Source organism: Mesorhizobium sp. M0910, assembly GCF_040319465.1.
GTDB lineage: Bacteria > Pseudomonadota > Alphaproteobacteria > Rhizobiales > Rhizobiaceae > Mesorhizobium.
The window spans coordinates 36188-51246 of the sequence record NZ_JAMYNZ010000017.1; the positions used below are offsets into that span (position 1 = coordinate 36188).

Genomic DNA, 15059 nt, shown 5'->3' on the forward strand with positions numbered 1-15059 from the left:
CCTCATGCGTTCTCTGTTCGCCCTGATACTGCTCATCGGTACCGGCATCGGCGTCGTCTATCCCTGGGCGATGACCAATTTCTCCGGCCGTGAGATCGGCACCTGGAGGGTTTACGACCAGGGCCGGTTCAAGCCAGTGACGGTGGCCCTTAGCGCACGCGACGGGCCGCTACGCGTGCTGGTCGACCTAACGGCAAGAGCCGAGCGTATTGTCTCGCAGCAGCGCACCGTGTTGACCCTCACTGTCGCCACCGGCGGCAGGACGGTGCTTGCCTCGACGCTGCAGTTCAACCATTCCGACAATCCTCGGCAGGTCAGTCCGCAACTGCCGGACAGGATCTTTCGCGACGAGGCCGGCCTGATCCCGACGGTTACCGCCGGCCCCTACATTTTCACCGTTGGTCCAGGCGACGCCGAGGGCATTCCGATGCGGGCCGTCGATCTCGTCCTGCGCTCGGCTGCCGGCGAGGTCGACCGCCGGGCGCGACCGGTCGGTTTTTCCCTGATGGCGGCCGGCCTGGCCGGGCTGGTGCTGGCATTCCGTTTCGGCGGCCGCCGGCCGGAAAATCCGAACTCGCAGCCGCCGCCGCCTCGCTGGGGCAGGGGTTCCAATTGAACTATCGCCACGCCTACCATGCCGGAAACTTCGCCGACGTCGTTAAGCATGTCGTGCTCAGCCGGCTGATCGAATATCTGAAGCAGAAGGACAAGGCGTTTCGGGTCATCGACACCCATGCCGGGATCGGCCGTTACGATCTGTCCTCGACCGAAGCGCAAAAGACCGGCGAATGGCAAGGCGGCATCGGCCGGCTGGTCGATGCGGCCCTCGATGCGCCGGCGGCAGCACTGCTGGCGCCGTATCTTGAAGCCGTCCGCTCGCTCAATCCGGACGGCGGCGTGAAAAAATACCCGGGTTCGCCGCTGATCGCTCGGCACCTGATGCGCAAGCAGGACCGGCTGTCGGCGGTCGAGCTGCATCCCAAGGATGCCGCCAGGCTGAAGTCGCTGTTCGACGGCGACTTCCAGACCCGGGTGATCGAGCTCGACGGCTGGCTGGCGCTCGGCGCGCATCTGCCGCCAAAGGAGAAGCGCGGCCTCGTCCTCATCGATCCGCCTTTCGAGGAAGAGGGCGAGTTCGGTCGCTTGGTCGACGGGCTGCAAAGAGCCCATCGGCGCTGGCCAGGAGGGATTTACGGGCTCTGGTATCCGCTCAAGGACCGCAAGGCGGTCGCCGCCTTCCGCAAGGCGCTGAAGCAGACGGGCGTTCCCAGGCTGCTCGACATCGGTTTTGAGATCAGGCCGGCCTCCGTCGAGCCGAGCCTCGATGGCTGCGGCATGGTGGTGGTCAATCCGCCCTTCACCCTGGAGGGCGAGTTGCGGACGCTGCTGCTGGCGCTGCACCGGCTGCTTGCTGTCGAGCAGCCATCGCATTGGACGCTGGACTGGCTGGCGGGAGAGTAGTTTGAGATGCGGTCGTTGCCGTTCCCTCAGTGCAACCGCGTCACCACAACCATCGTCGCTACAACCGCTTGACCGCGCGCCAGCGAATCCGCACAGTGCGCGCAGTCGACCTTGAGAGGCTGCCATGACTCGCTTCGCCCAATCCGCCCTTGCCGCACTGCTTGCCTTTTGCACGCCGCTGGCTGCGCCTCTCGGCGTTACTCAGGCGGTGCAGGCCGCCGACCTTGCAATCTATACTGACGAGGACAGCGGCGTGTGCGGCGAGGCCTGGGTGCTGAACAAAATCACCGACCGCTTCTCCTATCAGGTGCATCACGTGCCGCATCTGCCGGATGTGCAGATCGTCGACTTCCAGCGCATCCACCAGCATCGCTATCTGCCGGCCGACGACATCTGGCCGATCGGTCGCCGTTATTGCGGCGCGACCGTCAGCCTCTCCGACGGTCGCGCCCGCACCATCTGGTACTTGATCGAGGAAGGCCAGGGTTTTGCCTCGATCGGCGACAATGTCGAATTCTGCGTGTCGGGCTTCGACCGCTGGATGGTCTACAACGGCCGCTGCCGCGTCCTGCGCTGATCGCGCACTCGCTGATTCCGACTTTTTAGCACCGGCCACCTGATCGACCGTCACCGTTTCCATGCGGCGCAGCATTCGCGGGAAGCGCGATCTGCTGTCACGAGTTTGCGGGGAAACAGCACCACATGAATTTGCTTGTTTATACTGTTGCTCTCGGCGCGGTCGTTGCTGGCTTCGTCCAGGGGCTTTCCGGGTTCGCTTTCAGCCTGGTTGCCATGTCGATTTGGGTTTGGACCGTGGAACCCCAACTGGCTGCTGCCATGGCGGTCTTTGGGGCGCTCACCGGTCAGATCATCGCTGCCGTCACCGTCCGCCGGGGTTTCGACCTCAGGCTTCTGCTGCCCTTCCTGATCGGCGGGACCATAGGGATTCCGGTCGGTGTCGCCATCCTGCCCTTGCTGGATGTGCAGTTGTTCAAGCTGGTCTTCGGCGCGCTGCTGGTCGTTTGGTGTCCCTTGATGCTCTTTGCGCGTCGCCTCCCTCCCATCACGGTCGGGGGTCTTGTTGCAGACGGTGCAATAGGTCTGGTCGGTGGCATCATGGGTGGACTTGGCGGCTTCACCGGCCCGGTTCCAACGCTGTGGTGCGTGCTGCGCCAATGGGAAAAGGACAGGCAGCGTATTGTCATCCAGAATTTCAACCTTGTGACCCTCTCCATGACGATGGCCGCCTATCTTGCGGCCGGAAAGATCAAGCTCGAAATGCTGCCGATGTTTGCCGTCGTCGCGCCGGCGATGTTGATACCGACACTCCTTGGCGCGAGACTCTACATCGGCGTTAGCGAGGCGACTTTTCGAAAGATCGTCCTCACACTCTTGGCCGCATCAGGTGCGGCATTGTTGGCATCGTCCTTGCCGCACCTCACAAGCCGGGTTTGAACGACACACAGAAATCCCGACTTCCGCCGTGCCATGCGCTATCGACCGGTACGGCCCGCTCCCGATAGATAGGCGCAGATCAGTTCGACGAGTTGCTTTTGCAGCTCCGGCGCGGCGAGCATGTTCCGGCGTGCCGCGTTGTGGATCACACCTTCGATCGCTGACGACAGCACCCGCGCCACGGTCTCCATGTCGGCGCCTTTCCTTGGCTTGCGATAACTGGCGACAGCAGTCGCATAGTGATTGAGGTATTGTGCCTGGAACGAAGCATGGGCGGCCCTGGAGCCACGATCGCCAGGCGCCTCGTCGAGCAGCACTTGGTGTAGTGTCGGGTGAATGCTGTGTGCCGCGATCATGCCGCGCACCAGCTCCTGCGCGAATGTCCTGAGCGGCTTTTGGTCTTCCGCCGAATCGCGAATGACCGACAGCACATGATCGAAGTGACGGCGCCGGACGGCTGCGAGCAGGGAGAGCTTGTCGGGAAAATACTGGTAGAGCGTGCCGATGCTTACACCTGCTGTCTCGGCCACTTTGTTGGTGGTGAAGCCGGCCCAGCCCAGCCCGCTCAGAACATGAGCCGCTGCCTCGATGATCGCCTCGACGGTTGCCCTGGAACGCGCCTGGCGCGGCTGCTTGCGCATGCGCGTATGCGGTTTTGCAATGCGAGTAGACACGCCCTCTCATTCTCCTGAAAATATAAACAACATACTCGCATTTCCGGAAAAGGACACCGACCATGAGTGCGCTCGCTCTGCTTCGCAGCCTGTTTGCCTATCAGGCCTGGGCCATGACGAACTGCTGGAAAAGCTCGCGAGTCTCGACCCGCATGTTCACGGCAAGGAACGGCAGGCCGTGATACGGCTCGTCGATCACAGCCATGTGGTGTCGCGGATATTCTCGGCGCACCTGGTTGACGCAAGCCATGGCTACTCCGCCGCCACCACTGAGGACACGCCGGCGTTCGACGAACTTCGCGCCGCGGTCGCAGCGACCGATCGCTGGTATCCCGATTATCTCGAAACCGTTTCGTCGCGGCAGCTGTCCGAGCCCCTCGCCTTCGTGTTCACCGACGGGGATAAGGTATTGATGTCGCGACAGGAAATGCTGACCCACGTCGTACTGCACGGCGGCTATCATCGCGGTGAAGCGGGGCGCATCCTGGCACAGATTTCCGTCATGCCGCCATGGGATACCTTCGCCGTCCATCTCCACAGGGCCGAGCCTTCGCGCCGGCTGCAGATGAGCCGTGAGCCGCCCGGCGCCTGAACGGCCAAGCGCTTTCGATCACGCGGTCGGCTCGACCGGATCTATCGAACGATATCCTGTCCTTCAGAAATGTGATCTGTCTGCTTACTTTCATCGCGTCGTGCAAGATAGTGCAGCGGCGCGCTCGTCGCGTTGCTTCCTACTTACCTGTAGTTTATCTTTTCGAACAAGACGAGGCGGGTGACCGCCTTCGTTCTGGACAATGTTCGCGCTGAGCGTCGGACGTTGAAGCGCAAAGCTGGTCGAAAAGGTCCTGAGCTTGACGAGAAGACCGGTCGAGATAGAGCGGCCAGAATTTCTGTCGCAGAACTTCACTGCGGGAGACAAAGATTCGCAGCCGGTTTTTGCGCGGGTAAAATGGTCGTGCGCTCGCCGTAACCGAAACTTAAGCTGCAAAAATCATTCTAATGCTTCGCTGGCTAGCAAGCCGCGAGTCAGATATGCAATGCGCGCCGGGTCAATAACGGCCGTCGGCACAACGGAAGGGGCATGATATGGCTAAGCAGTCATCCAAGGCGCCGGCATCCAAGGCACCGGCAAAGAAAGCACCAGCAAAAGCAGCCGCGGCAAAGGCCGCAACTGCTGTGAAGAAAGCGGCACCCGCTGCCAAAGCGAAGGCCGCCGCGCCTAAGGCAAAAGCAGCGCCGGCCAAAAAGCCGGCCGCCAAGGCCGCGGCAAAACCGGCCGTGAAGAAAGCAGCGCCTGCCAAGGCAAAGGCAGCACCGGCCAAGGCTGCACCCGCAAAGAAGGCGGCACCGGCCAAGAAGCCGGCTGCAAAGGCCGCGGCGAAGCCAGCTGCGAAGAAGGCAGCACCGGCCAAGGCCGCCGCTGCGAAATCTTCTGCGGCAGTGAAGAAAGCAGCGCCCGCGGCCAAGCCGAAGGCAGCGCCCGCAAAGGCGAAGGCCAAGAAGTAGTCGCCGCCCTGCTACCGTCGGGGACAATACTCAAGACAGTCAGGGCGGGATGCCGGACAGGCGCCTCGCTTCTTGGTTGACGGTCGGGCAGAACGAGAAAAGAGGCGGGAGGAAGACGTCTTTTCGCAGCTCCCAGGGCTTCGCCATGCGGCGAAGTCCGGTGGGATTTTCGTGACTGCCAAAGGCTAACCTTCGGTGCAAGGCCGAGTTGGTAGCTAATCGGATTTGGATTGTCCGACCCGCTCGCGTCTGCCGCCGCACTGCGGCTTATCGCATCGCGATTGACGTCGAGACAATGGTTGTACGCTGGCGGCGCGGTTTTCCGCCTCTGGCCGTTGATGAACCCTGCATGATCGGTCAACAGTGCTCACGCACGAGCCCCTGTCGGAATCGATTTTCGGTGAGGGTCATGCGCGAAGTCACAATGCTACGGCGTCCTTTTGCGCGTCCAACGGGGCATATGGAGCTGTAGCCGGCAAACAGGAATCGACAATGCCCAGACTGCTCTACGCGTCTACTTCCCCCTACAGTTCCAAGGTACGCATGGCAGCACTCTATGCTGGCATCGCGGTCGATCTCGTGCCGATAAAGACCGAAGAAAGGCCGGCCGAATTGATCGGCGCCAATCCGCTCGGCAAGATCCCGGTGCTGGTGCTCGATGACGGCCGCTCGGTCCACGACAGCCGCGCCATCACCCAGCATCTCAACCGGATGTCGAAGAACGCATTGTTTCCGCGCAATCCCGACAGGCGCCTTGAGGCGGAGGTGCTGGAGGCATTGGCCGACGGTATCTGCGACTGTGCGCTGTCGATGGTCTATGAGCGGCGCACGCGGCCGGAAGAGATGGTCTACCAGCCTTGGCTGGAGCGCCAGTGGACGAAGATTTCAGCCGCGCTCGATCTGCTCAACGCCAACCCGCCGAAGCTGCCGAAGAAAATCACCCTCGGCCAGATCGCATTGCGCGCCTGCCTTGGCTATCTCTCGCTGCGCTTCGCCGGAAAATGGGAAAAGGGCCGCGGCCGGCTGACGCGCTGGGCGGCACGCTTCGACGAGAAATTCCCGGAGCTGAAGCCCGCCATTCCGGCTTGAGGGCGGGCGGCCTCAACCGGTGCCAAAAAAAGCCGGGCGCGAGGCCCGGCTTTTTCGTGTCGTGGCTTGGACGACTCAGAACTTCATACCGACGCCGAAAGTGACGCGATTGTCGGTCGACTTGACCTTGCCGATACCGTCGAAGTCCTTCCTGCCGAAGTCCGTGTAACGATACTCGACACGGCCGAACACATTGTCGGTGATCTTGATGTCGGTACCGACGCCGGCTGTCCAGCCGAACTGCGTGTTGGTGTCGCTTACGCCGGCAGCTTCAATCTTCTGGTTCTTCAGCGCGCCACCGGCGGTGCCGTAGAGCAGGATGTCCGGGCTGACGGCATAGCCGAGGCGGGCACGCAGCGAGCCCTCGAAGCCACCCTTGGCCTCGATGCCGGCATCGTCGCCCTTGACGCCGTTGTAGCCGATATCGGCTTCGGCACCGTAGACGAAGTTCTCCTGCTGCCAATTATAGCCGCCGAAGACGCCGCCGACGAAACCCTTGGTGTCGACGTCGACGCCAATGTCTTTGGCTTTGGCGTGGCCAGCGAAGCCGTAGCCGACGCTCACACCGGCATAGGGACCGGCCCAGGATGCGACCGGAAGTTCTGCAATCGGGGCAGGTGCCGGCGGCTCTTCCTGAACCACGTCCGCGGCATAGGCGGTTCCGCCGAGGGCGAACAGCCCAAACGCCACCGCGAGCGGTCGCGCAAATTTAAGATTGGCTTGCATTGTTCTTTACTCCTTAAGCCACAGGACACAGGCTTGTTGTTTATGAGCGCCCTCAACCCGTCCGGGGGGTGAAACGGATCCGGCGTTCAACGGTTCCAAATGTCGTGTCGAAATGCGGCTGAAGCGAACCTGAACTTGGGTCATTCCCTGGCACGAATGAGGCAGAACCTTGACGTTGCATCTTCGCAACAGCCAATGTCAGCAGGCTCGCCGTGCTGCACTGCACACGGCTTGGTGTAAGGGCTTCAGCGCCTTATATTGCGGGCGGGCTGGTACGAATTCCGGTCGAGCCAGAACGCCCACAAGCCACTTTGCCACAATCCTGCCCCAGGTGGAAATGGGATTTAACGCTCTGGCGGGCCATAATTTGCCGGCACGATCCCGGCAGGTCGGAATCGGCATCGGATTAAGGATTGACAGATGAGCAAGGTCGCCGCGACGGCACTGGTGACGGGCGGGGCGAAGCGGATCGGCAGGGCGATCGTCGAGGACCTTGCCGTGCATGGTTTTGCCGTCGCCATTCACTGCAATCGCTCGCTGGCCGAGGCGGAGGCACTGGCGGCCGAAATCAACAGTGGTCATTTTGGTCGACATGGCCGGGCCGCAGTGGTTGCTGCCGACCTGACCGACATGAAGGCGGTCGGCGACCTAGTCGGCCGCGCGGCGGCGGCGCTCGGGCCGGTGTCGCTGCTGGTCAACAACGCCTCGCTGTTCGAGCACGACAGTGTTGAGGATTTCGACTGGCCGGCCTGGGATCGCCATTTCGCCGTGCATGTCAAGGCGCCGGCGCTGTTGGCGCAGACTTTCGCCCGGGCCTTGCCGCAGAACAGTGAGGGGCTGATCGTCAACATGATCGACCAGCGCGTCTGGCGCCCGACGCCGCGTTATTTTTCCTATGCGCTGTCGAAGTCGACATTGTGGGCGTCGACCGAGATGATGGCGCAGGCGCTCGGTCCCCGCATCCGCGTCAACGCTATTGGTCCTGGCCCGACCTTGAAGAACACGCGCCAGCACGACAGCGATTTCGATGCCCAGATTGCCGGGCTGATCCTGAAACGCGGCCCGGAATTGCCGGAATTCGGTGCCACCATCCGTTATCTGTGGGCGGCACGCTCGGTCACCGGCCAGATGATTGCGCTTGACGGCGGCCAGCACCTTGCATGGCAGACGCCCGATGTGACAGGCATGGCGGAATGAGCCCCATGGACCAGAAACAAAAAACGCGCGGTGGCGCCGACGACCTGCCGCCCGAAATCGACCTCGAGGACGAGGCGGCCGAAGAGGTCGTCGAGCCTGCGGCCGGCGGTCCGGACGTCACCTTCACCGCCATCGACTGGACCCCGCATGCCGGCGACGCCGACGGCATGGTCGGCGCCGAGGTGATCCAGACGCTGGTCAAGCGGCTGCCCAATGCGCCCGGCGTCTACCGCATGATGAATGCCAACGGCGACGTGCTCTATGTCGGCAAGGCACGCAGCCTGAAGAAGCGGGTCACCAGCTACGCGCAAGGCCGGTTCCACACCAGCCGCATCGGCCGCATGGTGCGCGAGACGTCGACGATGGAGTTCGTCGTCACCCGCACCGAGATCGAAGCGCTGCTGCTTGAAGCCAACCTCATCAAGCGCTTGCGGCCACGCTTCAACGTGCTGATGCGCGACGACAAGTCGTTCCCCTATATCCTGTTGACCGGCGATCATGTCTCGCCCGGTATCTACAAGCATCGCGGCGCGCGCTCACGCAAGGGAGACTATTTCGGCCCGTTCGCCTCGGCCGGCGCCGTCGGCCGTACCATCAACTCGCTGCAGCGCGCCTTCCTGCTCAGGAGCTGCACCGACTCCTTCTACGAGAACCGCACCCGGCCTTGCCTTTTGTTCCAGATCAAGCGCTGCGCCGGCCCATGCACCGGCGAAATCTCGCATGGCGATTATGCAAGGCTTGTCGCCGAGGCGAAGGATTTCCTTTCCGGCCGCAGCCAGAAGGTGAAGACGGAGATCTCCGCCGCCATGCAGCAGGCTTCGGAGAACCTCGATTTCGAACGCGCCGCCATCTATCGCGACCGGCTGGCGGCGCTGTCGCATGTGCAGAGCCATCAAGGCATCAATCCGCAGACCGTCGACGAGGCCGATGTCTTCGCCATCCATCAGGAGGGCGGCCAGGTCTGCATCCAGGTGTTCTTTTTCCGCACCGGCCAGAACTGGGGCAACCGCGCCTATTTTCCCAAGGCCGATCCGGCGCTCGAAGCCTGCGAGGTACTGGGATCATTCCTGGCGCAGTTCTACGACGACAAGCCGACGCCGCGCACCATCCTGTTGTCGCATGGCGTCGAGGACCAGGAATTGCTGGCGGAGGCGCTCTCCACCCGCGCCGGCCGCAAGGTGTCGATCTCGGTGCCGCAGCGCGGCGAGAAAAAGGATCTGACCGACAATGCGCTGCAGAATGCGCGCGAGGCGCTCGGCCGGCGGCTGGCCGAAACCTCGACTCAGGCGCGGCTGCTCACTGGCTTTGCCGAGACCTTCGGCCTGGAAAAGCCGCCGGTGCGCATCGAGGTCTATGACAACTCGCACATCATGGGCACCAACGCCGTCGGCGCCATGGTCGTCGCCGGGCCGGAAGGTTTTGTGAAGAACCAGTATCGAAAGTTCAACATCCGCTCGACCGAGATCACGCCGGGCGACGATTTCGGCATGATGCGCGAGGTGATGCAGAGGCGCTTCTCGCGGCTGTTGAAGGAACATGGCGATGCCCGGCAAACCGAGGGCGCGGGCGAGGCGAGCCCTACCGAACCGGGCGACGATATCGAGGACGCGGGCGGCTTCCCCGCCTGGCCCGACGTCATCCTCATCGACGGCGGCCAGGGCCAGATGACGGCGGTGCGCAAGATCCTGGCCGATCTCGGCATCGAGGATCGCGTTGTCGCCATCGGTATCGCCAAGGGTCAGGACCGCGATGCTGGCCGCGAACGCTTCTTCGTCAAGGGCAGGGCCCCATTCTCGCTGCCCGTTCGCGATCCGGTGCTCTATTTCGTCCAGCGGCTGCGCGACGAGGTCCATCGGTTCGCCATCGGTTCGCACCGCGCCCGCCGCAAGAAGGAGATGGTCAAGAGCCCGCTCGACGAGATCAGCGGCATCGGCCCGGGCCGCAAGCGCGCGCTGCTGATGCATTTCGGTACGGCCAAGGCGGTCAGCCGTGCCGCAGTCGAGGACTTGGTCAAGGTCGACGGCATTTCCGAACAGGTGGCGAAATTGGTCTACAATCATTTTCACGAGAGCTAAGACTTATTGCCGATATTTCGGCTGGCTAATCGATTCTGGCCTGTTGACCCCCCACATTCGCTTCTGATTTGACTAAGCAGGCAGAAAGAGTTCCCAAAACATGTCCCAGCGCGCGTTCAACCTGCCCAACATGCTCACTTACGCCCGCATCCTGGCGGTGCCGCTGGTGGTGCTATGCTTCTTCCTGGAGGGGCATCTGAAATCGAGCGACTTCGCGCGCTGGTCGGCGCTCATCATTTTCCTGCTCGCCTCGATCACCGATTACTTCGACGGCTATCTGGCGCGCGCCTGGCAGCAGACCTCCAACATCGGCAAGATGCTCGACCCGATCGCCGACAAGCTGCTGGTCGCCACTTGCCTGCTGCTGCTTGCCGCCGACACCGACCGCCATGCCGGCATCGCCGGCTGGTCGCTGTGGGCGGCGATCATCATCCTGTGCCGCGAGATCCTGGTCTCGGGCCTGCGCGAATATCTGGCGGCTTTGAAGGTCTCGGTGCCGGTGACGCAGCTCGCCAAATGGAAGACCACCATCCAGATGATCGCCATCGCCTTCCTGCTTGCGGGCCCGGCCGGCGACAAGCTCTTTCCGCTGACCACCCAGACCGGGCTGGTGCTGCTGTGGATCGCCGCCCTGGTGACGCTTTACACTGGCTACGACTATTTCCGCGCCGGCCTCAAGCACATCATGGACGAGTAGCATGTCGACGAAGCTCATTTATTTCGCCTGGGTGCGCGAGCGGATCGGCAGACCGGAAGAAGACGTCGAGTTGCCGGCCGGCATCGAAACGGTCGCCGACCTGTTGCGCTGGCTGAAATCGCGCGGCGAGGAATACGAGCACGCGCTGCAATATCCTGACGTGATCCGCGTCGCCATCAACCAGGAACATGTCGAGCACCGCGAAAAGATCGCCGGCGCGCGCGAGATCGCGCTGTTCCCGCCGATGACCGGTGGCTGAACCATGTCCGCGGTGGTGCCTGTCGTGCGCATCCAGGCGGAGGATTTCGACGTCGCCGCCGAGATCGCCAGGCTGACCAGGGGTCGCAACGACATCGGCGCTGTGGTGACCTTCTCCGGCCTTTGCCGCGACGAGCAAGGCAGGCTCTCCGCGCTCGAGCTCGAACATTATCCCGGAATGGCTGAAGCCGAGATATCCCGCATCGCCGGCGAGGCAATCGAGCGCTGGCCGCTGCAGGGGCTCACCGTCATCCATCGCCACGGCAAGATCGCGCCGGGCGAAAACATCGTGCTGGTGGTGTCCGCTTCCGCCCACCGGCAGGCGGCGTTCGAGGCCGCGAATTTCCTGATGGATTATTTGAAATCACGGGCGCCGTTCTGGAAAAAGGAACACCATAGCGACGGTTCCGAAGGCGGCTGGGTCGACGCCAAGGAGGCCGACGACAAGGCGGCGAGCCGCTGGAAGCGAGACTGACCAGGCTTCCGCGAGCCCTCAACCTTTGTCAGTGCCGATCAGATGATCGAGCGAAATCCGGCCGGGTCCCCAGGCCATGATGCCAAGCGCCATCGCCGCCCAGGTAATGTGCAGCGGCGAGCCGTCCGGCACGGTGAGCTCGATGACCAGCGTCATCAGCAGCAACCCGAACGCCGCCAGTCGCGTCGCCAGGCCGAAAACAAGGAGAACTGGCAACACGATCTCCGCTGACCCTGAAGCGAACGCCACCAGCGCGGGTGCCGGAAAATCATAAGGACCGCCCGGCAGATGCAATTTGAGTTCCGAGCTGAAAAGCAGCACTGCGACATCGTTCAACTGTAGAAAACCGTCCCATGTTGACGCCGGACCGCCAGAACGGGACAGCGAGCGCGCAGCGCAGGACAAGCTGCGTCAGCGATGGCGTCGCGATCGTGCGCAGGGCGGCATTCAGCCTTTCGACGAGAGCGGCGAACCCTCGCGGTTCGGTGCTCGCGTTCTGCCTATGGCTCATCGTGCTCACCTTTCCTGATGTGCCGTCGTGAAGGCTCCCGCTTCCAGCACACCGGCAATGTTGGCGGAAAGCTCGAATTCGGCACTCTCCGCAAACGCTGCCGCGGCCGCTGCACCGAGCGACTCGCCCGCGACCAGATGCGAGATAAATACTGCGCCGCCGGGCGGTAGGTGGCGGACGAAGACCTCGAGGCCGGGCCGCGTGACCAGCGCATCTTCAGCGCCCGTTGCCCGGATCGGCCCAACAGGAGCGTCGTTCCGGTTTGCCGCGAAGACTGTGACTGCCGGGAACCGGGAGCGCGCGATCCGCGTCGCCGGATGCGGCCGCAGCACGGTGTCGGCAAGCCTCTCGCGAGGGATCGACGCCAGTGCCTCAGCCGACAGCGCCTCCGCGTCGGCGGCATGATAGGCATCGAGCCAGGCCCGCTCGATGCGCGCCACGTCGGCCAGCCACGGCATCGACTGCGCGTGTTCGTAGCGCTCGATGAAATCGGGAAAGTCGCGGCCATATTCGAATAGAAGCGGCGAGGTGGGTGGCGTTTCGCGGATGTGAAAGCGCGCCATCGCGCGAAAGAAATCCGGGCCGGTGATGCGCAGCGTCGCTGGAAAGCTGGCGGCCAGCGCATCGATCAGGCTGACCGTGACGTTGTTGCGGTAGACGGCATATCGCTTGATCGCAGCCTTCCCGTTCGGCCCCGAGACAGAGTCAGGCGGGGCACGGTCAGGATCGAGCAAACCGGCGGTGAATGCCGCCGCATAGTCAAACCGGCGGCCGAGATCGCCCGACTGGAGCTCATCCTGCGGCATGGGCTTTTCCGAGACAGTCGCCGAGCGTGGACTGAACAGAGTTTGCGGAGCGGCCAAGAAGGCCGACGACAAGGCGGCGGGCCGCTGGAAGCGCCCCGCCGTCCAAACAAATTCCCGGGACAGCCATGCCCATACGCCGCCGGCCATTCATTGACCGCAATCCTGCGAAACCTTTGCCGAAGGGGAGCAGGATCATGCTGGACAGGATCGCCGAGTTCTTCATCTTCGGACTGGTGCCGCTGGCCGTTGGCATACTTGCCGTTCCGGATCGTTCCGTGGCTGCCGAAAAGACCCTCAAGGGCGAGGTGATGTATCGCGAGCGCATCGCGCTGCCGCCCAATGCCGTGCTTTCCGTGCAGCTTGCCGACGTGTCGCTGGCCGACGCGCCGGCAGCAATCATCGGCGAGCGCAAGGTGGTGCCGGCCGGCCAGGTGCCGATCAAGTTCGAGATCAGCTTCGACCCGCGGGTGATCCGGCCTGATATGACCTACGCGCTGCAGGCGCGCATCACCGTCGATGACCGGCTGCTATTCGTCACCGATACGCGCCATCAGGTCGACCCGCTCAGCGACGCGCCACAGACCATCATGCTGAAAATGGCGGCGCCGGGCGACGAGCCGGCGGCACCTTCCGTGTTCGGCCAAAGCTGGCTGGTCGAATATATCGACGGCGTCGGCGTGATTGCCGAGCCGCGGGCGACATTCCGCATCAGCGAAGCCGGCAAGGCCGGCGGCAGCGGCCCTTGCAACGTCTATTTCGCCACCGCCAGGATAAACGGCTCGACGATCGCTATCAGCGACATCGGCTCGACCTTTAAGGCCTGCGCGCCTCAGGTCATGGCCGAGGAAAAGGCGCTGTTCGAGGCGCTGGCCAAAGCAGCATCCTACCACGTCGACGCCGGCAAGCTTGTCATCGCCGACAGAGATGGCCGCGACATCCTGCGCTTCAATGCCGCGAGCTAGCGCTTAGTCCGCGCCGATTGGCCCGCGCGGCAGCCGCATGTCGATCACGATGTGTTTCAGCGGGAAGAGGCCGGGCAGAGGGCGCGTTAGTTCCACATAAAATGGCGGGTAAGGCAAAAGGGACATTTGTCCCTTCGTTGAAGCCGCCAGAATGGCTGCGGCTCGTTCTGGCCTTAACTCAAAGGAGTCCAGACATGAAAACGCACACGCTTATCCTTGCCGCCACCGGTGCATCGCTCCTTGCCTTTACCGGCCTTGCCAAGGCGGACGACCATCTTGTCAATGCTCTTGACCACGGTCTCAAAGCGGACAGCCAACCGTTCCAGACCAACAAGGCCGGCCATAGCGGCGATCTCGCACCGGGGCAGGGCAGCCCGTTTTCAGGTGAAGAGACCAAGACCCCGTCCACCGACACGGAGGCGGCGAATGAACATGCGAACGTGAAGGAACGCCAGGCGAAATAGACTGACAGAACCCGCCGCTAGGGGGCGGCGGGCGACACACATCCTAGCGACAAAGTCGCATACGCCCGGCATTCTCAATTTGTCGCTTGTTTGAATACCGCGCCATAGTGATAGGGCGGCACATCAACCAATTCGGCAAGCTTGAACCCGCTCGCTTCCACCGCCGCGATGGTCTGTTTGGGTGACAGCCTCAGCTCGGTCTTTGGCCCGCGCCGCTCGCCCAAGAGCGTGGTTTGCTCGCGCGGATACTGGTGCCAGTTGACGATGGCAAAACGACCGGCAGGGTCAAGCGTCGTCCGCACGGCGCGGGCAAGGCGCGGCCGGTCCGGAACGCCATGGAAAGCGTTGGCCATGAAAACGAAGTCGACGGTCTGAGGCACCAGCCCGGCAAGCTCATAGGCGTCGCCCGCCACAAACTCGCAATTGCCCGCGCCGCCTTCGGCCAACCGCCGCCTTGCGACTTCGAGCAGATCGGCATCGATGTCGATAGCGATTACATGACGGGCGACCCTGGCGATTGGCAGCGTGAACCAGCCGTCGCCGCAGCAGAGATCGACCACGTCCGTGCCGGGCTTCATGCCTACTGCCGCCAGGACGCTGGCGGGCTCGGGCCACAGCGCTTCCCACCAGCCGCTGGTTGGCATTTCGGTGCCCTGGAAGAAGCCGGGAATGGCGCTGGTCATGGCCTTGTCGGCTCCCCAAA

At 63.0% G+C, this 15059-nt stretch carries 18 protein-coding genes and 1 pseudogene; 14 read left to right on the forward strand and 5 right to left on the reverse strand.

The features are described from left to right. Nucleotides 1-4 precede the first annotated feature (4 nt). The 4 genes from NKH78_RS28970 to NKH78_RS28985 all read left to right on the forward strand — a co-directional run bounded on the left by NKH78_RS28970 (nucleotide 5) and on the right by NKH78_RS28985 (nucleotide 2916). Entirely contained in the window at nucleotides 5-616 is a 612-nt protein-coding gene (locus tag NKH78_RS28970) for a hypothetical protein (RefSeq protein WP_352739657.1), read from the forward strand. Next, on the forward strand, nucleotides 613-1461 hold the full coding sequence (locus tag NKH78_RS28975; protein ID WP_352739655.1) for a 23S rRNA (adenine(2030)-N(6))-methyltransferase RlmJ: 849 nt from the start codon (nucleotides 613-615) through the stop codon (nucleotides 1459-1461). The genes NKH78_RS28970 and NKH78_RS28975 overlap by 4 nt, the downstream gene beginning before the upstream one ends. A gap of 124 nt (nucleotides 1462-1585) precedes the next feature. Then, entirely contained in the window at nucleotides 1586-2038 is a 453-nt protein-coding gene (locus tag NKH78_RS28980) for a hypothetical protein (RefSeq protein WP_352739653.1), read from the forward strand. Nucleotides 2039-2163: 125 nt separating this feature from the next. Continuing rightward, nucleotides 2164-2916, forward strand: a complete 753-nt coding sequence (locus NKH78_RS28985; RefSeq protein ID WP_352739651.1) for a sulfite exporter TauE/SafE family protein — start codon at nucleotides 2164-2166, stop codon at nucleotides 2914-2916. 38 nt (nucleotides 2917-2954) lie between these two features. Here NKH78_RS28985 and NKH78_RS28990 read toward each other — a convergent pair whose 3' ends face one another. Beyond that, nucleotides 2955-3557: a TetR/AcrR family transcriptional regulator gene (locus NKH78_RS28990; RefSeq protein WP_352778863.1), complete on the reverse strand. Its 603-nt coding sequence runs from the start codon at nucleotides 3555-3557 to the stop codon at nucleotides 2955-2957. On the opposite strand from NKH78_RS28990, the gene NKH78_RS28995 reads away from it, so the two are divergent. The 3 genes from NKH78_RS28995 to NKH78_RS29005 all read left to right on the forward strand — a co-directional run bounded on the left by NKH78_RS28995 (nucleotide 3556) and on the right by NKH78_RS29005 (nucleotide 6185). Continuing rightward, nucleotides 3556-4182 carry a DinB family protein gene (locus NKH78_RS28995; RefSeq protein WP_352778869.1) on the forward strand — a complete coding sequence of 209 codons (627 nt, stop codon included), beginning with the start codon at nucleotides 3556-3558 and terminating at the stop codon, nucleotides 4180-4182. The genes NKH78_RS28990 and NKH78_RS28995 overlap by 2 nt on opposite strands. Before the next feature lie 494 nt (nucleotides 4183-4676). After that, nucleotides 4677-5096, forward strand: coding sequence for a hypothetical protein (locus NKH78_RS29000; protein WP_352479251.1), 420 nt, complete (start codon nucleotides 4677-4679; stop codon nucleotides 5094-5096). Nucleotides 5097-5588: 492 nt separating this feature from the next. Beyond that, nucleotides 5589-6185, forward strand: coding sequence for a glutathione S-transferase family protein (locus NKH78_RS29005; RefSeq protein ID WP_352479252.1), 597 nt, complete (start codon nucleotides 5589-5591; stop codon nucleotides 6183-6185). A 75-nt stretch (nucleotides 6186-6260) separates the two neighbouring features. Here the strand turns inward: NKH78_RS29005 and NKH78_RS29010 are convergent, their stop codons facing one another. Continuing rightward, complete coding sequence (locus NKH78_RS29010) at nucleotides 6261-6911, reverse strand: outer membrane protein (protein WP_254820293.1); 651 nt, start codon at nucleotides 6909-6911, stop codon at nucleotides 6261-6263. Nucleotides 6912-7331: 420 nt separating this feature from the next. Here NKH78_RS29010 and NKH78_RS29015 point away from each other — a divergent pair, with 420 nt between their 5' ends. The 5 genes from NKH78_RS29015 (at nucleotide 7332) to NKH78_RS29035 (ending at nucleotide 11613) form a co-directional block, all read left to right on the forward strand. Next, complete coding sequence (locus NKH78_RS29015; protein WP_352739649.1) at nucleotides 7332-8108, forward strand: SDR family oxidoreductase; 777 nt, start codon at nucleotides 7332-7334, stop codon at nucleotides 8106-8108. Further along, entirely contained in the window at nucleotides 8105-10183 is a 2079-nt protein-coding gene (uvrC, locus tag NKH78_RS29020; RefSeq protein ID WP_502899872.1) for an excinuclease ABC subunit UvrC, read from the forward strand. The genes NKH78_RS29015 and uvrC overlap by 4 nt, the downstream gene beginning before the upstream one ends. 100 nt (nucleotides 10184-10283) lie before the next feature. Continuing rightward, a complete protein-coding gene (gene pgsA / locus NKH78_RS29025; RefSeq protein WP_254820290.1) occupies nucleotides 10284-10880 on the forward strand; it encodes a CDP-diacylglycerol--glycerol-3-phosphate 3-phosphatidyltransferase in 597 nt (198 codons plus the stop codon). 1 nt (nucleotide 10881) lies between these two features. Next, nucleotides 10882-11139, forward strand: coding sequence for a molybdopterin converting factor subunit 1 (gene moaD / locus NKH78_RS29030; protein WP_352507910.1), 258 nt, complete (start codon nucleotides 10882-10884; stop codon nucleotides 11137-11139). A gap of 3 nt (nucleotides 11140-11142) precedes the next feature. Then, entirely contained in the window at nucleotides 11143-11613 is a 471-nt protein-coding gene (locus NKH78_RS29035; RefSeq protein ID WP_352689597.1) for a molybdenum cofactor biosynthesis protein MoaE, read from the forward strand. 18 nt (nucleotides 11614-11631) lie between these two features. Here NKH78_RS29035 and NKH78_RS29040 read toward each other — a convergent pair. Beyond that, nucleotides 11632-12124, reverse strand: a pseudogene (locus NKH78_RS29040) (DoxX family protein). Nucleotides 12125-12129: 5 nt separating this feature from the next. Further along, complete coding sequence (locus NKH78_RS29045) at nucleotides 12130-12930, reverse strand: HvfC/BufC family peptide modification chaperone (protein WP_352507907.1); 801 nt, start codon at nucleotides 12928-12930, stop codon at nucleotides 12130-12132. Between the two features lie 194 nt (nucleotides 12931-13124). Between NKH78_RS29045 and NKH78_RS29050 the strand changes: the two genes are divergently transcribed. Both NKH78_RS29050 and NKH78_RS29055 read left to right on the forward strand, forming a co-directional pair. Continuing rightward, the gene (locus NKH78_RS29050; protein WP_352705323.1) at nucleotides 13125-13892 is read left to right on the forward strand and encodes a YbaY family lipoprotein; all 768 of its coding nucleotides are present in this window, start codon (nucleotides 13125-13127) and stop codon (nucleotides 13890-13892) included. Nucleotides 13893-14086: 194 nt separating this feature from the next. Next, nucleotides 14087-14356: a hypothetical protein gene (locus tag NKH78_RS29055; RefSeq protein WP_254820285.1), complete on the forward strand. Its 270-nt coding sequence runs from the start codon at nucleotides 14087-14089 to the stop codon at nucleotides 14354-14356. Between the two features lie 74 nt (nucleotides 14357-14430). Here the strand turns inward: NKH78_RS29055 and NKH78_RS29060 are convergent, their stop codons facing one another. Beyond that, nucleotides 14431-15039: a class I SAM-dependent methyltransferase gene (locus NKH78_RS29060; RefSeq protein ID WP_352739647.1), complete on the reverse strand. Its 609-nt coding sequence runs from the start codon at nucleotides 15037-15039 to the stop codon at nucleotides 14431-14433. Between the last annotated feature and the right edge of the window lie 20 nt (nucleotides 15040-15059).

Excerpts from the sequence above, each read along its gene's own strand:
- NKH78_RS29060 (WP_352739647.1), bottom strand. The coding sequence starts at position 15,039 with ATGACCAGCGCCATTCCCGGCTTCTTCCAGGGCACCGAAATGCCAACC.
- NKH78_RS28990 (WP_352778863.1), bottom strand. The coding sequence starts at position 3,557 with ATGCGCAAGCAGCCGCGCCAGGCGCGTTCCAGGGCAACCGTCGAGGCG.
- NKH78_RS29015 (WP_352739649.1), top strand. The coding sequence starts at position 7,332 with ATGAGCAAGGTCGCCGCGACGGCACTGGTGACGGGCGGGGCGAAGCGG.
- NKH78_RS29035 (WP_352689597.1), top strand. The coding sequence starts at position 11,143 with ATGTCCGCGGTGGTGCCTGTCGTGCGCATCCAGGCGGAGGATTTCGAC.
- NKH78_RS29055 (WP_254820285.1), top strand. The coding sequence starts at position 14,087 with ATGAAAACGCACACGCTTATCCTTGCCGCCACCGGTGCATCGCTCCTT.
- uvrC (WP_502899872.1), top strand. The coding sequence starts at position 8,105 with ATGAGCCCCATGGACCAGAAACAAAAAACGCGCGGTGGCGCCGACGAC.
- NKH78_RS29050 (WP_352705323.1), top strand. The coding sequence starts at position 13,125 with ATGCTGGACAGGATCGCCGAGTTCTTCATCTTCGGACTGGTGCCGCTG.
- NKH78_RS28995 (WP_352778869.1), top strand. The coding sequence starts at position 3,556 with ATGCGCGTATGCGGTTTTGCAATGCGAGTAGACACGCCCTCTCATTCT.
- moaD (WP_352507910.1), top strand. The coding sequence starts at position 10,882 with ATGTCGACGAAGCTCATTTATTTCGCCTGGGTGCGCGAGCGGATCGGC.
- NKH78_RS29045 (WP_352507907.1), bottom strand. The coding sequence starts at position 12,930 with ATGCCGCAGGATGAGCTCCAGTCGGGCGATCTCGGCCGCCGGTTTGAC.
- NKH78_RS28985 (WP_352739651.1), top strand. The coding sequence starts at position 2,164 with ATGAATTTGCTTGTTTATACTGTTGCTCTCGGCGCGGTCGTTGCTGGC.
- NKH78_RS29000 (WP_352479251.1), top strand. The coding sequence starts at position 4,677 with ATGGCTAAGCAGTCATCCAAGGCGCCGGCATCCAAGGCACCGGCAAAG.
- NKH78_RS28970 (WP_352739657.1), top strand. The coding sequence starts at position 5 with ATGCGTTCTCTGTTCGCCCTGATACTGCTCATCGGTACCGGCATCGGC.
- NKH78_RS28980 (WP_352739653.1), top strand. The coding sequence starts at position 1,586 with ATGACTCGCTTCGCCCAATCCGCCCTTGCCGCACTGCTTGCCTTTTGC.
- pgsA (WP_254820290.1), top strand. The coding sequence starts at position 10,284 with ATGTCCCAGCGCGCGTTCAACCTGCCCAACATGCTCACTTACGCCCGC.
- NKH78_RS29005 (WP_352479252.1), top strand. The coding sequence starts at position 5,589 with ATGCCCAGACTGCTCTACGCGTCTACTTCCCCCTACAGTTCCAAGGTA.
- NKH78_RS29010 (WP_254820293.1), bottom strand. The coding sequence starts at position 6,911 with ATGCAAGCCAATCTTAAATTTGCGCGACCGCTCGCGGTGGCGTTTGGG.